This is a genomic window from Stenotrophomonas sp. YJH_SMC_122 (assembly GCF_059369535.1).
The window spans coordinates 299,143-315,852 of the sequence record NZ_JCAFST010000001.1 but is presented as its reverse complement, the minus strand read 5'-3'; the positions used below and the strand labels follow the sequence as shown (position 1 = coordinate 315,852).

The 16,710-nt window shown below is 66.1% G+C and carries 4 protein-coding genes; 2 read left to right on the top strand and 2 right to left on the bottom strand.

Features of this window, described 5'->3' with window-relative positions:
• Nucleotides 1–2 precede the first annotated feature (2 nt).
• Together AC5P66_RS01490 and AC5P66_RS01485 are read right to left on the bottom strand one after the other, a co-directional pair.
• Nucleotides 3–11,435 (bottom strand): hemagglutinin repeat-containing protein, encoded by an 11,433-nt coding sequence (locus AC5P66_RS01490; RefSeq protein WP_258390893.1) that lies wholly within the window; start codon nt 11,433–11,435, stop codon nt 3–5.
• Nucleotides 11,436–11,456: 21 nt separating this feature from the next.
• Nucleotides 11,457–13,145: a ShlB/FhaC/HecB family hemolysin secretion/activation protein gene (locus AC5P66_RS01485; RefSeq protein ID WP_428993131.1), complete on the bottom strand. Its 1,689-nt coding sequence runs from the start codon at nt 13,143–13,145 to the stop codon at nt 11,457–11,459.
• Between the two features lie 437 nt (nt 13,146–13,582).
• On the opposite strand from AC5P66_RS01485, the gene AC5P66_RS01480 reads away from it, so the two are divergent.
• On the top strand, nt 13,583–13,975 hold the full coding sequence (locus AC5P66_RS01480) for a barstar family protein (protein ID WP_099487012.1): 393 nt from the start codon (nt 13,583–13,585) through the stop codon (nt 13,973–13,975).
• A 134-nt stretch (nt 13,976–14,109) separates the two neighbouring features.
• Nucleotides 14,110–16,701: a DNA mismatch repair protein MutS gene (gene mutS, locus AC5P66_RS01475; protein ID WP_049438672.1), complete on the top strand. Its 2,592-nt coding sequence runs from the start codon at nt 14,110–14,112 to the stop codon at nt 16,699–16,701.
• Nucleotides 16,702–16,710 lie beyond the last annotated feature (9 nt).

Genomic DNA, 16,710 nt, shown 5'->3' with positions numbered 1-16,710 from the left:
ATCTACATCCCTCCAGATTTTGGAAGCGGCGGAAGCAGGTCAGGATCAATCTTCCACCGATCCCTCAGAATTATAATACTCGAATTGAATTCTTCGAGCGACCTACTTTCGTCAATTATCCGCCCCAGCTCATTATGGAAGGCTCCAGAACCGTTACCACCATGACCACCCAGCTTTCCATCAGCAGGATTGGTCCATTTCAGCTCCTCTGTTCTGGTTCTGAACCTCTTGATCTCCTCCATCGAAACACCCCATTTTTTGAAATCAGGGGCTCTACAGACCATGCACCATTCGTGCAGCCCGCCAGGTTGGCGTATGCGGGATTCTATAGCGTCTCGAACGCCCTTATTTCCCCAAAGGACTTCCAATTCCGTCGAAGAAAGCTGATCGAACCAACGATTGAATTCTCCATTTCGAACACTGGGAACTTTCCCATTGGGAAGCAGCTGCTCCAGCGATCGAGCAGGAGCCTCCGACGCTGCAGCGCCCCGTTTCAAGGCCTTGTCGGCAGCCGCAAAAATCTCATCCGATCGGCGCCCAGCCTCCCTCGTGACAGACCCTGCGATCTCCACGCCCACTTCGCTAACGATCTTCCCTCCAGGCATACGTACCGGAATCAAGAACGTTGCGGCGGTAATTGCAGCGCCGTTGCCATCTCCTCGGGATAGGCTGGCAATCAGGCTGCCTGCTGCCCCAACATCACCACTGAAATTTTCAAGCATCATCTGGCCGTCACGACCGCGCCCAACCGTACCTCTCAGGTTATTCAGATCAAAAAAGGTGTAGTTCAGATCATCTCTGGAGACACCAGCAGCGAGCAAGGAGTTAAAGACCTGCCGGTACAGCGCGTCGTCCTTGAGCAGCTCGTTCCCATAGAGATTGAAATTGTTGTACTCGACCTCCGTCGCGCCGAACCCGTACTTCCCCCCCATGGTGCTAAGGAACGCTGTGGCTGCGTCATCCACGTTCTCCTCACCAATCAATTTGTTGACTCTTGCATCAACGCGTGAGGCCCCCTCAACTATCAGCCTACGGCGAGCTTCTTCTTCACTTATTCCTTCCTGTTCGGCAAATTTTGCCGCGTGAGTGTTGATCCACACCACTTCATCAGGATGCAACTGACGGTTGAACCGATCTCCCAGCAACGCGACCGCTGCACCATCACTGCCACCTATCACGCCCCCCAAGGCAGCGCTGGCGATCTCAATCAAACTGTTGAACTCAACACTGCGCGGATCCAATCCCTGCCCCGTAAGGAACCTGATCATCGCGTCCTTGGCCAGCTCGGAACCGGCTGCGCCAGCTGCATCGCCACCAATATCTCCACCGCTCAATGCCGCCACCGCTGCGCCGGTCAGGCCGTGCAACAACACTTTGTTGCGTCCGCCCTCACCCCACTGCTCAATCCGCCGAAGCGCATCGGCCTCGGCCTCGGCATCGCCATTGGCACGGGCCACTTCGAGGTCTGCATTTGCCTGGGCAGTCTTATTTGCGGCCAGGTTGCCGATCACTTCAAAGCCGATGGCACCCAGCATCTGGGTCAGTTCCTGCCTCTCCTGCACCTTTCTCTCGTCAAAGATCGGCGCAAAGCCATTGGCGTTGTCCAATCCCGTCACGCCACGCTGCAAACCTGCTAGTACGGAATCGTCACCGTTGCGGATCTCGACTGTTCCATCTGCCAACCCACTGCGAGTTGTGGAACTCTTGCTGCCCCCTGTCGGCAGACCGGGCACCAGTGACGGATCGAACGAGAAGCCATCCGAGGGATTGCCACCGCCGCTTGTACCGCCACTGATGGACGCAGAGAGGAACTCGGCACGATTCTTCAGCTCCTCGAACGACAGGCTGCCCGTAGACAGCTGATTCTTGGACGGATCGGCAGTACTGCCGATCACAGCACCAGCGAGGTGGGTATTGCCGCCCACCTGCAGCGAGAATCCACCGCTACCCGCCGCGATTCCTGTCTGCTCGCGAACACTGCGATAGTCACTGTCGATCATGCTGGCACTACCGCTGGCGCTGCCCTCAAAGCCGTAGCCGATGGTCGCCTCGCCCTTCGCAGCCAGCTGTTCGGTCTTGTAGCGGTCTGTGTCCTGCTCGCTGCGCAAAGTCAGATCGCCAGTTACACGTCCGACCACCTGGTCGGCCAGGAGCTGTGCGCCTTGCAAGGTGGTATTGCCGCCACTGGTGAAGGTCAGCCTGTCGCCGGCCTGGATGATGCTCTCGTTGTGGAGGGTGCCCTCGCCGTCCGCCTTGCCGCGCGCAGCGTTCGCGCCCACGTAGACACCGATGGCGGCACCTCCACCACTGCTGCCACTGATGGCAACGCCCACCTCCCCGCCCAGCGACTGGTTTCGGCTCTCCTGAGAATAGCGATCTTCACTGCTACGGATGACCAGGTCATTCGCTGCGGCCAGATCGACATTGCCGCCGGAAATCTGGCTGCCGACAATCGTCAGGTCGCCGCCGGTCGCAGCAACAACAACGTCTCCCTCGCTCTTCAGCAGGCTGCCCCGGTGCGTTGCCTGCTCCATTACGGTCTCAGAGCGGGACCGCTGGCTGCCAACCGTCACTCTGACATTCAAGCCGGCACCGCCCTCACCGTTGCCCGAGTGCTGGCCAACCGCTTCAGCGACGGCTATCGCTCCTTGAGCGGCTTTGTACGCATAAAGTGCTTTCAGACGATCATCTTCGACTTCATCTGCTCTCTTGGCGGTCGCATAGACCGCCCTTGCGCTCTGCACCGTATCAACGCTGGCACCGCCCAACGCGACGTTCAGACCGGACTGGCGGAAGTAGCTGTTGTTGGTGTATGTCGTTTGTTGCTCGGCAGCATCAATGAGCACGTCTTTGCCAATCATCGTGATGCCCGTCTTGGACAGCACATCCGATCCCCCCAGGTGCAAGGTCTGCCCGGCAGAGAGCGTCACGCTCCCTAGCGCGCTGCCAATGAGACTTCCTTCGGCGAGTGTTTCAGTCAACGAGTTACTGTTCCCGTTGCTACGGCTCCCAAACGTCACGCCGAAGCTGCCGTTCATGCCGCCCAGAAGGCCAGATTTCTTGCGATCTCTGCTGTGTTGTTCGGAATGAATTGATTCAGCAGCCAGAATGCTGAGATTTCCCTTAGCTGCCATCAGAACGTCGGCGGTCGCCGCTACCTTGGCCCCCTCAACAGTAATGCCCCGGCCGGCTCCAATGATTACCTTCTCTCCCGAGAGCGTGGTACCCATTGCCAGGACGTCCTGCGTGGCGTCATGCGTTGCGGTCCGTGTACTTGATGTGAGCCCGCGCTTCTTGATCTGAGTGTCTTTCTCCCAGGTATGCGATTCCTGAGCGGCGAGGATATTGACATCACGCTCTGCGCCAATGCTGATCGCGCCTTGGTCACTTCGCACGCCTGCCGCAATCAACGTCACATCGCGACCAGCCGAGAACGCGATGTCATCCCCCGCCTGCAACTGGCTTCCACGAACTGTTTCATCGCTCTGACTGACCTGCAGCGAGCTGCGCTTGCCCGCGTTCGCAAAATCCCGGCTCTCGCTGTCCACCAGCGCCTGGCTGTTGATGTCCCCACCGGCCTGCAATGCCAGACCGCCCGCCGCTTTGATCTGCGCGGCGGCCAGGTTGATGTCCTTGCCAGCGGCCAGCACCACATCGCCAGCGCCCTGCACCGAGCTGGCAGCATGTGTTGTCCTGCTGCTGCGTTGGTGGTTGCGTTCATCGAAGGTGGCGTCGCGGCGCTCCTCCAGCGCAATCGCGCCAACATCCAGAGTGCCGCCTGCGGCCAGCTGGGTCAGGCCGTCGGCGCCGGCGTTGCGGATCTGTGCGGCCTGCAGGCTGATGTCACCGCCGGCTACCACCGACAGCATGCCGTCGCCACTGGGGTTGGTTACGTACAGGCCAGCAACCCGATCGATGCGGTTGGTCTCGTACTGGTAGGTGCCACCGCCCTGCGGTGTCTCCACCGTGGAGGCCACCGTGACATTGCCCGCAGCCTTGACCGACAGCGCATCGGTGGCCGTCACGGCGGCACCCACAACACGGATGTCCTTGTCCGACGACAGCCCGACGTACTGGCCGGAAATGCTGCCGCCCAGATGCTCGATGTTGCCGGCATCGATGGTCACCAGCTTGCGCCCGGCGATGTTGCCGGTGTTGACCAGGCCATTGCCCAGTTTGATATCGACATTGGCGCCGGCCAGCAGTGCACCGTTGCCGTCGAGGTCGCCCGGGCGCAGGCGCAGGTAGACCTGCGGCACCAGCGCGGTGGTGGTGCTGCCATCGGCCAGGGTGACGGTCTGCTCGACCAGCCAGACGATGTCACTGGTCAGCTGTGCCATCTGCGCTTCGGTCAGCGCCACGCCGGGGCGAAGGCCCCATTCGCTGGCGACCGTGGCACCGGCCTCCAGCAGCGCGCGGTACTGCGCCTCGTCACTGACGTAGCCGTCGAGGAAGCGGCGACCGGTCAGCTGGCCGATCTGCTCGCGCACCAGCTTCTGCTCGTAGTACCCATCACCCAGCCGCTTCTGCACGGTATCGGGCGAGTAGCCCATCTGGCCCAGCAGGTGGTCCGAGCTCAGCCAGGTCTTGTGGTCGGTGAAGCGCGGATCGGTCTCGACCAGATAGTGGCCGCCGTTGGGATTGACGTTGAACAGGCTGGCGCTCGGCGCGCGCGTGTCCGGTGCACCCATCGCGATGCGATCCGGCGATCCTCCACTGGCTGCGACCACGCGCGGCCCGAATGTACCGGTGTTGCCACTCACCCCGCCGACGCTGCTCCCTTGCTGGGTACTGGCACCATCGGCCGCCTGTGCCAGCGCGCGTTCGGCACCGGTGCCGGTGGATTGGCCCGGCCCCTGCGCACCGCCATGACCCGGCCGATCCGGCAGCGCCGTGGGCCCCTGCACGTTGAGGTTGGCCATGGCCGAACCGTTCTGCACGTTCGGCGCGTTTCGCCCCTGGTTGAGGTTGCTCAGGTCACCGACGTCGATGCTCAACGAGCCGCCGCTGACAATGCTGCCGCCAATCTTACCGGTCACCTCGGAAATAGCCGGAGCACTCCAGGTCATCACATCCCCGCCGAACGTGTGGCTGACGTTGGAGAACTGGTGCGTGCGATACAGCGTGGCCGCCAGGTTCTCCACCTTTGCCGCGCCGGTCAGGCCGATGATGTCCAGATCGCCGCCGGCGGCAATGCTGCCGTAGTGGTTGCGCAGGTCATCGCTGCGGATGCGCATCGCACCGCCTGACCGGATGACCGCATCGGCACCGACGTTCGGCTGCAACACATCTTCGGTCACGGTGCGCGTGGCCAGGCGATACTGCTCGTTGGCACTGGTGGAGTTGCCGCCCGCAAACTGTGGGCTGGTCAGAATGCGGTCGGGATCGTAGTCCTTGTAGGTCCACAACTGCACGCAGTTGGTCGTACAGGTGCCATACGCTGACGAGTAGGTGAGTTTGTCATCGACGTAGCGGAATGCCGGCGAATCGGGATGCAGGGTGGCCAGCTCGGCAAACGGATCGTCGGCACCAGCGGCAACCTGGTCCGGATTGACCTGGTTGTCCTGGCGGCCGACGTAGTAAATCACCACCGTGCCGTCCTGCACGTTCAGCCGCGCACGCTCACCCAGCGCGGCATACAGCCCACCGCGCCCGAAGAAGTAGGCACTGGTCTGCGCGGTCAGTCGTACCACCGCACGGTGCACGGTGAAGCCATCCGGCGTGATGTGCGGCGTGTCTTCCAGGATATCGGTCGGGTTGAGGTAGTACACCTCGTGCGCCGAATAGTGACTGGTGCTGCGAATGTCCTCGGTGCCATTCTTGCCGTTGCGCCACCAGGCGGGTCGATCCATGCGCACCGGAGCGTTCACGGTGGTGGTCTGTGTGATGACCACGTTCTCGCGGATGTTGTTGACCACCTGCGCATCGATGGACAGGTTGCCGGTGACATCGATGACCGAGCTGATGTTGTCGATCCGCCCGGCAATGCCGCTGGCGATGCGATCGGCACTCAGCGTGCCGCCGATGGCCGCATCACCGCCGCTGTAGATCAGGCCCTTGCCGGTGTTCTGCAGCTCGCGCACGCCCAGGTCCAGGCGCTCGCGTGCAGCCACGGTGCCGACGCGGGTGGCACCAGCGGCCTCTTCGGCGCGGTTCTTCAGCACGCCGGTGGAGATCGCCACGCGATCACCGTAGATGCGCCCGGTGCCAAGATTGTCGATTTCGCTGGCCTCCAGGTGGGTCAGCGCGCCATCGATCAGGCCGCGGTTGGTCAGCTGGCCACGGGCGTTGAGGTGGGTCGTGCCCTGGCTGGAGATCTCACCCGAGGCCGCATTGGTGATGTTCTGGGCGTTGAGGTCGAGGTTGCCACCGCGCACCACGCCCTGGTTGTCGAGGTCGCCGGACAGGTTCAGCGACAGCGTGCCGTTGGCGATCCATTCGCCACGATGGCGCATGCCCTGCTGCAGGGTGAGGCCGAGGTCCCGCTGCGCATGCACCTGGCCGTCTTCGCTAAGCGCACGTGCCACCAGCGTCTGGCTGCCATCGGCACGCAGCAGGCCACCGCTGTTGGCGACGTTGTCCGCCTGGCTGTCCAGGTTGCCGCCGGTGCTGATCACGCCGCCGGTGTTCTGCAGCTGGCCGTTGATCTGCAGCCGCGCACCGCCATCGGTGACGACCTGGCCCTGGCTGTTGTCCAGCCACTGTGCACCGAACTGCAGCTGGCCCGCCTGCAGGCCACGCGTGCCGTCGCCGCCACGGGTGTTGCGGTTGTCCACGCTGGCGGCCGTGAGGGTCAGCAGCTGGCCGGCCGCGATCGCGCCGGCGGCGTTGTCCAGGTGCCCGTCCAGGGTCAGGTCGAGGTTGCGCCCGGCCTGCACGCGACCACTGGCATTGGCCAGGCTCGCCGCCTGCAGCGACAGATTCGCGGCGCTGGCAAGTGTTCCACCGGAACTGTTGTCGACGCGGGCCAGCAGCAAGCGCGCATCGCCTTGTGCATTGACTGCGCCGCCACGGTTGTCCAGCACACCGCCTTCCAGCTGCAGCTTCCCGGCCGCCAGCAGCCCACCGCTGCCGGCCGTGAAACGGTTGTCGATGTCCTGCCCGGCCGTGTTGATGGTCAGGTCGGCCGCCGACTGCACGCGACCGCCCTGATTGTCCAGAGCGCCACTGCGCACACTCAGCGCGCCCTTCTGCGTACCCAGCGTGCCGGCGCGGTTGTCCAGCCGCTGGCCGCGGGTATCGATGTCCAGCTGGCCACCCAGCAGCGTGCCCCGCTGGTTGTCCAGGCCGTTACCCTGCAGCTGCAGCCGTTCGGCGGCCTGCATCGCGCCGTCACTGTTGTCCACGCCTGCCGCCGTGGTCACCGCCAGGTCCTGGCCAGCGACCAGGGTGCCGTGGCGGTTGTCGAGACTGCCGGCATCCAGGGTCAACGTGCCGGCGCTGGACAGCAGGCCCTGCTCGCCATTGTCGAGACGACCGTCAACGCCCAGCACCAGCGCGCTGCCGCCCGCGTGCACTGTGCCGCCCTGGTTACCAAGGCTGGCCGCGGTGACTGTGCCGGCACCGCCGAGCAGGATGCGGCCCTTCTGGTTGTCCAGCGCCTGGCCGATCGCCAGCGTGGAGTGACCCGCGCCTGCACCCTGCAGCGTGCCCTGTGCATTGATCAGCTGCTGCGCGGTGAGATCCAGCACGCCATTGCCCGCCAGCGTGCCACCACGATTGTCCAGCACACCCTGTACGCGCAGGCGCAGCGCGTCTTCACCGGTTGCGGTGAGCGTGCCACCGGCGGTGGTCAGGGTATCGGCGCTGATGTCGACGCGGCGCGCCGAGGTGGTTGCCGCGGTCAGATCGAGGTTGGCGCCATCCAGCGCGAAGCTGCCATTGCTGAGCACGCTGCCGCCGTTGCCCAGCAGGGTCTTCGCCGAGACCTGCAGCTGGCCGCTGCCCGCGTGCTGGATCCTGCCTGCACGGTTGTCCAGCGCCTGTGCCAGCAGGGCCAGGTCGCCATTGCTGGCCAGCGTGCCACCGGCATTGCCCAGCGTCGTGGCCTTGATGCGACTGGCGCCTTCGCCGCTGGCGATGATGCGGCCACCGGCGTTGTCGAGCGTAGTGGCCTCAAGGTCGAGGCGATCGGCGCCCAGTGTCGCGTCACGATGGTCCACGTCGCCAGCACGCAGGGTCAGCGTGGCCGAGGAGACCAGCGTGCCCTTGCTGCCGTCCAGGCGGCCGGTGGTGATGTCCAGGCCCTGGTTGCCGGCCTGGCGGATGCTGCCGCCACTGTTGTCCAGCCGTGCGGAAGTGACCGTCAGGCGGTTGGCATTGCTGGCGATCGTGCCTTCGTCATTGTCCAGCGCAGCGACGATCTGCAGCGTGCTGTCAGCCGTTCCGGCACCGCTGAGCATGCCCTTGCGGTTGATCAGTTCACCGGCCTGTACATCCAGTGCGCCGTTGCCGGCGATCGTGCCGCCGCTGTTGTCCAATGCCTGCGCCACACGCACTAGCAGCGCCTCGCTGCCAGTCGCACTGAGGCTGCCTCCGGCATTGTCCAGGCGCTGCGCATCGATGGCGATGCGCTCGGCCTGGGTAACGCTGCCGGCGCCGAGCACCAGCTCGCCCCCTTCCAGCGTCAGCGACGACTGGCTGAGGATCCGGCCCGCCGCGCCCTGCAGGCTGTCGGCCCGGATCTGCAAGGTGCCGCTGCCCGCGTGTTCGATCGCGCCGCCGCGGTTGTCCAGGCGCGCTGCCTGCAGCTGCACATCACCGGTACCGGCCAGGCGGCCGCCGTTGCTGTTGTCCAAGCGCTCTCGGGCCTGCACCTGCAGCGCGCCACTGCCTGCCGCCAGCACCTTGCCGCCCTGGTTGACCAGGCTGCCAACCTGCAGCTGCACCTGGCCATTGCCGGAGATGCCGCCGCCGCTGTTGTCCAGCGTGTCGCGCACCGCCAGGGACACGCCCTGCGTACCGGCCGACTGCAGCGTGCCCTTCTGGTTGTCGATGCGACCGGCGTCGATGCGCAGGCCGCCGTTGCCGACGATCTGGCCGCCCTGATTGTCGAGCGCATCGCGCACGTCCAGCGCCAGCGCCGAGACACCCTGCGAAACGATCTGGCCCTGGCGGTTGCGCAGTGCCCCGGCGTGGATCTGCACACTCTGCGCCGATGTCGTACCGCCACTCACGTCCAGCTCGCCGCCGGACAGCACCAGCGCGCCGTTGCTGAGCAGGCGCCCTTCGCTGCCACGCAACGTATCGGCCTGCACGCTCAGGGTGCCGGTGCCAGCCTGCTGAACCAGGCCGTTGCTGTTGTCCAGCGTGGTCGCGACCAGTGCCAGATCGCCGTTGCCGGCCAGCGTACCGCGGGCACGGTTGTCCAGCGTCGTGGCCTTCACCGAACTGGCCCCGCTACCCAGCGACAGCAGGCTGCCGCCCCGGTTGTCCAGCGTCGCGGCCAGGATGTCGAACCCGGCCGCACTGAGCGAACCGCTGCGCAGATCGGCGTTGCCGGCCGACCATTGCAGGCGGCCCAGGGTACTCAGTCGCCCGCCGCTGCCGGCCCAGTCGCCCGTAACCAACGCGAGACCATCGCCACCGGCATGTTCGATGCGGCCACCGGCATTGCCGACCTGGCCTGCGCGCAAGGCCAGCTGCGTGGCATTGGTGGCCAGCAGACCACCGTCGTTGTTGAACAGTCCCTGCACCGTCCACGACGATGCCGCTTTGCCGGCGTGCCGCAGTTCACCACCGCGGTTGTCGAGCGACTGCGCATCCAACCACAGGTCGCCGGCCACGCTCAGCGCACCCTTCTGGTTCGACAACAGGCCCACCTGCAACGCGGCATCGCCATGCACCTGCAGCATGCCGCCGTCATTGCGCAGCTCACCCCCGGCCTGCAGCGCGCTCACTCCCAGGCGACCGCCGCTGTTGTCGAGACCGTTGCGTGCGACCAGTGACACCGTGCCGCCGTTGCTGATGCTGCCGCCGTCGTTGTCCAGCGTACCGGCGATGGCGATCAGGCCCTCGGCCAAGGGCAGCTCCGGCGACGTCGGCGTACCCGCCGAGCCGCCATTGCCGCCTCCGGTTCCCGGCGTTCCCGGCGTGCCGGTTCCTGGTATTCCACCGCCATTGCCGGGCGACGCGCCGCTGCCAGCGCTGCTCCCGTTACCACCTGACGCCACGGCATCCAGTGCGCCCAACAGGCCATTGCTACGGTTGCTGGCTGCGTCGGCCTTGACCGCCAGCGCTTGTGCGCCGGTCTGTTCAATGGCGCCGCCATGGTTGCGCAACCCCTGCGCCTCCACCTGCAGGCGCTGTGCATTGAGCGTGCCGCCGCTGTTGTCCAGCGTGCCACCGGCGGTGATCGCAACTTCGCGCGTGGCCGCGATGGTGCCGCCATTGGCAAGGTCGCCACTGGCCTGCACGCGCACGTTCTGCCGCGACTGCAGGGCGCCGGTGTTTTCCAGGCGGCCATCCACCGTCACTACCAGCTCGCCGGCCTGCGCGCCGATGCTGCCGGCATTGCGCACGCCCACGCCGTGCTCGTTGCCCACCAGCCAGATCTTGTTGGCGAACATGCCGCCCAGTGCGCCAACGTCCAGCGCGAAGGTCGGTGCCTCGCCGCTGGCTGCGGTCGCACTGGCCTGGCTGTGGTCGGCACTGACCACGTTGTTGCCCAGCGTCGCCTGCAGCTGGTTGGCCCAGATGCCGGCGTTGACCTGCAACGAACGGGTGATCAGGTCGGTGTAATCGGCACGGCTGGTGTCCAGGCCATCGCCATCGATCTGGATCGCGCCGCCGGTGACGCGGTAGCCCTCCAGTGCGCCGCCCCCCGTGAACATCGGCGTGCCGGTGGTCAGGGTCACCCGGCTGGCATTGAGGAAGCCGCCGCCGTTGACCTGGATGCCGGCCGGGTTGGCAATGATCACTTCGGCGCGCTGCCCGGCCACTTCCACATAGCCGTTGAGCCGGCTGGCCGGACCATTCACTTCATTGAGGATCACCCGTGCACTGCCGGTGGCGAGCCACGGGTTGCCCTGCACCCAGCCGCCCAGCTGCGTCTGCACCTGGCCGCGGGCGTTGTTGAGGATGACGCCATCGCGGCCCACGTCGAACTGCGAATAGCGGTTGCGCGACACGCCCGCCGCCGACGGCGTGGTGATGTTCACCATCGGCACGCCATTGGGTGCCGTCACCATCGTCGGCCGTTCACGGCCCGGCGCATTCGGATCGGAAATGATGCGCGCGTCGGACTGCGCCAGTGCAGGTGTTACCAGGCTGACCCAGCCCAGTGAGCACATCAGCGCGAAACCCAGCGGCGACAGCGCAGCGCTCTGCCGGCCCGGCACATGGCCGACCAGGCCACCGCCGCCCTTCACCAGCTCCGACGCCACCTGCCAGACGCGCAGCGCGCGGTTGAAAACCAGACGATAGATAGTGTTCATGTCACGTGTCCTTGTGGCAGATCAGTAGCGCCAGGCCAGGCTGAAGCCGAATGTCGTGTAGTCGGTGGGGAAATGGGCGGGTTTGCGCAGCGCCGAACCGACGAAGCCATCCCAGGAAAGCTGCTGCCAGCCGCCGCGCAGGCCCAGTGCCATGCCGGCCAGGTCATGGCCGGACTGCCACTGCGCGGATGGGCCGCCGATGCGGCCGTAGTCGGCAGCCACGTAGAACTCCTGGCCGCCCCCGATACCGAGCGAAAGATCGTTGCGCAGCGACCAGCCACGCTCGCCGCTGAGCGAACTTTCACCGTCGAAACCGCGCACGGTATAGCGGCCACCGATGGCGAAGCGGTCCTGCGGCGAGAGTGGCGTGCGGTTCCACTGCGCCCGCCATGCGGCGGTGTAGCGCAGGCGTTGCCGGCCCAGCGGGAACGGCACGCTGAACTGCGCGTCGGCGGTGATCAGCTTCATCCGCGAGGTGCCTTCCAGCGGCAACGTCGGGTCCCACAATTGCGCCATCTCTTCCGGCGAACGCAGTGCGTGGAAGGCGCCCGTGCCACGCCGGTAGGCCACACTGGCATCGAGCGTGGCAGTGCCGATGAACTGCTTGTGGGTCAGGCCCAGTTCCCAGCCGGCGGTGCGGCGGCGCTGCACTTCGATCTCGGTATCGTCGATGTAGTTCTTCGACTCGCGCTGCCAGCCGCGTGCGTAGGCACTGAACTTGACCTTGGCATTGCGCAGCAGCAGCCGGTCCACCCGCGCCTCGGCGTTGCGGCTGCGGCCACTGTAGTCGTAGCGTTCAAAAGCACCGACCACGTTCTGGCTGTAGTCGTAGGCGCTGGCAGTAGCACCGAACAGCCAGTAGCCGTAGGGCACGTCGTAGTGCGCGGTCCAGCTGTCGGTGTCCTTGCCGCGGCCGTTGAACACGCCGCGGCCAGCACTGACGTAGAACAGCTCGTTCAGGCCCAGCGGATTGTCCAGCGACAGCGTCGCGTTGGCCTGCAGCTTCCCGGTCCCGCGGCTGCCGGCATCGTCCAGGGTGACGCTGGCGCGTACCGGTGAACGCTGCGTCCAGTCGATCTGCAGGTCGCTCTGGCCGGGCGCCGCGCCCTCGCCGTCGGCCGGCGCGATCTTGATGTCGGCGCTGACGGTGGGCACGCGCTGCAGGTTCTCCAGGCCCTGCTCGATGTCACGCAGGTTGAGCAGGCCGCCACTGCGGATCGGCAATGCATTGGCGAGGGCCGGATGCCGTCCCTGCGGATCGGAGAACACGGCCTCGCGGAACCGGCCCGGCACCACCGACAACGCCAGCGTGCCCTGGTTGAGGTCCTGCGGTGCCGACAGCACGCGCGTGGTGACATAGCCACGGGCGATGATCGCGTTCTGCACACGCTTCATCACCACGTTGATGCCCTCGGTTCCCAGGCAACGGCCAGTGGCCGGATCGTCCGCCGGGTCGGCCGCCGCCAGTGCCCAGCCGAAGCGCTGGCTGTCTTCGCCTTCCAGCACGATGCGATCGATGCGTACGCACGGGTGCTCCTGCGCCGGCAGGCGGTCGCCCTCCTTCTGCGCGTCCCGCTCCAGGCGGACGTCGGGGCGTTGTTCCTGCTGCTCGCGCAGCACGCGTTCGCGCTCCTGCTGCCGCAGCAGTTCCTGCGCGGCGGGATCACCGGCCTGCTGGGCGGTCGCCGGCCATGCGGCAACGGCGAGCATCAACGACCAACCACGATGGAGCCTCGGCCCCGGGTGCTTCTTCCCTGTTTCCACTCTACGTTCCATTCGAAATCGTCCTGCCAGCGCCCGCGGTGCCAGCCGCGGTGCTGCAGGAACGTGAACCGAGGCTGCGCCACCATGGACAGCCACGGCATCGCGCGACAGGCGCAATGCCGGAGTACAGATCGGCCGGCGCGGGAGTTTCTGAAGGATGAATTTCCGGAGGGCGCACGTCAGCCCTGTGCAAAGGCTCGCGGCAAAGCGCTGGCAGGTTGCGGAACGAGCGTTCGCCTCGTGCCTGCAAAGCGGCGCATGCTGCTGCACGACAGCCGTGCAGCGAAGTGCAGCCGCGAAGTATGCGGTGCACGGCCCACGCCCGCAAAGCGATTCCGTTCAGCCGCACACGCCCTGCGCGCGGGTCACGCTACAGTCGGCGCATGACCATCGTCCTACAGATTGAAGGCGCCGCCATCGATGACATCGCCAGCCTGTACGCGGAGATCAACCGCGTGTTCATGGCTGGCGAGGCGTGGCAGCTCGGGCCGAGCCTGGACGCGCTGGACGACCTGCTGCATGGCAGTTATGGCGCGTTGGCCGGGCAGGCGCAGGCCACGCTGATCTGGCGCGATATCGCCCACAGCCGCGCGGCCCTGGGCATGGACACCACCCGCCAATGGCTGCAGGCAAAGCTGGACACACCGGGCAGTTTCAATACGCAGGCCATTGCCCGCCAGCTGCAGGCCCTGCAACAGGGCGAGGGACCGACCTACTTCGAAATCGTCATGCACATCTTTGGCAGCCATCGGCAGATCACCCTGATCCCGGCCTGACCCCCTTTCCGTGCCGTACCGGCCTGCCATCGGTGGCCGCAACCCTGCGCCCCAGCAGTTACCATGGACGGCCCTGTACCCGCTCCGCTGCCGCCGCCCTCCGGCGCGGCCGGATGCCCTGATCCACGAGTCCCATGTCCAAAGACAAGTCCGCCGAACACACCCCGCTGATGAAGCAGTTCTTCGCAGCCAAGTCCGAGTACCCGGATCTGCTGCTGTTCTTCCGCATGGGCGATTTCTACGAGCTGTTCTACGACGATGCGCGCAAGGCCGCGCGCCTGCTCGACATCACCCTGACCCAGCGTGGCAGCTCCGGTGGCGCGCCGATCCCGATGGCCGGTGTCCCGGTGCACGCCTACGAGGGCTACCTGGCACGGCTGGTGGCGCTGGGCGAGTCGGTGGCGATCTGCGAGCAGATCGGCGATCCGGCGCTGGCCAAGGGCCTGGTCGAACGCAAGGTGGTGCGCATCGTCACCCCCGGCACCGTCACCGACGAAGCGCTGCTGGACGAGCGCCGTGACACCCTGCTGATGGCGCTGTCGCGCACGAAGCAGGGCTACGGCCTGGCCTGGGCCGACCTGGCCGGTGGCCGCTTCCTGGTCAACGAAGTGGAGACCGACGACGCACTGGAAGCCGAACTGGCCCGCCTGGAGCCGGCCGAGCTGCTGGTGCCCGACGAAGAGAACTGGCCGGAATTCCTGCGCCAGCGCACCGGCGTGCGCCGTCGCGCCCCCTGGCTGTTCGACGCCGACAGCGGCCGCCGCCAGCTGCTGGCCTTCTTCAAGCTGCACGACCTGAGCGGCTTCGGCATCGATGACAAGCCGCGCGCGACCGCTGCCGCAGGTGCCCTGCTTGGCTATGTCGAGGAGACCCAGAAGCAGCGCCTGCCGCACCTGACCTCGATCGCGATGGAAACCGCTGGCGAGGCGATCGCGATGAACGCCGCCACCCGTCGCCACCTGGAACTGGACACGCGCGTCGACGGCGATACCCGCAATACCCTGCTGGGCGTGCTCGACAGCACGGTGACGCCGATGGGCGGCCGCCTGCTGCGGCGCTGGCTGCACCGCCCGCTGCGCCTGCGCGAGGTCCTGGTACAGCGTCACCATGCGGTGGAAACCCTGATCGACCGCGGCAGCGACGCCGATATCCGCGAACAGTTCCGGCGCCTGGGCGACCTGGAACGCATCCTCACCCGCGTCGCGCTGCGCTCGGCGCGCCCGCGCGATTTCTCCACGCTGCGTGACGGCCTGGGCCTGCTGCCGGCCGTGCGCGAGGTGCTGGCGCCGCTGGATTCGCCGCGCCTGCAGGCCCTGCACGCCGCGCTGGGCGAACACGATGCGTGCGCGCAGCTGCTGGCCAGTGCCATCGCCGAGATGCCACCGCTGAAACTGAGCGACGGCGGCGTGCTGGCTGACGGCTTCGATGAAGAGCTGGACGAGCTGCGCCGCCTGTCCACCCATGCCGACCAGTTCCTGGTGGACCTGGAACAGCGCGAACGCGAAAGCAGCGGCATTCCCACCCTGAAGGTGGGCTACAACCGCGTGCACGGCTACTACATCGAGATCAGCAAGGGCCAGTCCGACCGTGCGCCGGTGCACTACACCCGCCGCCAGACACTGACCAATGCCGAGCGCTACATCACCGAAGAACTGAAGGCGTTCGAAGACAAGGTGCTGTCCGCGCGCGACCGTTCGCTGTCGCGCGAGAAGTACCTGTACGAGCAGCTGCTGGATACCCTCGGCGAACAGCTGGAACCGTTGAAGCAGTGCGCCGCTGCGCTGAGCGAACTGGACGTGCTGGCCGCCTTCGCCGAGCGCGCGCAGGCGCTGGACTGGTCGCGCCCGGAACTGGAAACGGCACCGTGCCTGAAGATCGAGCGCGGCCGCCACCCGGTGGTCGAGGCGGTGCGCGAGCAGCCGTTCGAACCGAATGACCTGGACCTGCATCCGGACCGTCGCATGCTGGTCATCACCGGCCCGAACATGGGCGGTAAATCGACCTACATGCGGCAGAACGCGCTGATCGTGCTGCTGGCCCACATCGGCAGCTTCGTGCCGGCCAGCCGTGCGGTGATCGGCCCGATCGACCGCATCCTGACCCGCATCGGCGCCGGTGACGACCTTGCGCGCGGGCAGTCGACCTTCATGGTCGAGATGGCCGAGACCAGCTACATCCTGCATCACGCCACCGCCCATTCGCTGGTGCTGATGGACGAGATCGGCCGCGGCACCTCCACCTACGATGGCCTGGCGCTGGCCGACGCGGTGGCTCGTCACCTTGCCTACCAGAACCGCTGCTACACGCTGTTCGCCACCCACTATTTCGAGCTGACCGCGCTGGCCGACGAACAACACGAGGGCGGCCGCAGCGGCATCGCCAACGTGCACCTGGATGCGGTCGAGCACGGCGAGGCGCTGGTGTTCATGCACGCGGTCAAGGATGGTCCGGCCAACCGCAGTTTCGGCCTGCAGGTGGCTGCACTGGCCGGCCTGCCGCGCGCCACCGTGGCACAGGCACGCCGTCGCCTGGCCGAGCTGGAGCAGCGCGGCGGTGAAAGCCATGCCGCCGAACTGGCGCCACAGGCACTGGATGCGCCGCAGCAGTTCGGGCTGTTCGCCGCGCCATCCAACAAGGCACAGGAAGCGCTGGCGGCCATCGACCCCGATGAGCTGACCCCGAAGCAGGCACTGGAAGCGTTGTACCGGCTGAAGGCGCTGCTCTAGCCCTGCCGC

Coding starts and splice junctions, on each gene's coding strand:
- AC5P66_RS01490 (WP_258390893.1), bottom strand. CDS start 11,435: ATGAACACTATCTATCGTCTGGTTTTCAACCGCGCGCTGCGCGTCTGG.
- AC5P66_RS01485 (WP_428993131.1), bottom strand. CDS start 13,145: ATGCTCGCCGTTGCCGCATGGCCGGCGACCGCCCAGCAGGCCGGTGAT.
- AC5P66_RS01480 (WP_099487012.1), top strand. CDS start 13,583: ATGACCATCGTCCTACAGATTGAAGGCGCCGCCATCGATGACATCGCC.
- mutS (WP_049438672.1), top strand. CDS start 14,110: ATGTCCAAAGACAAGTCCGCCGAACACACCCCGCTGATGAAGCAGTTC.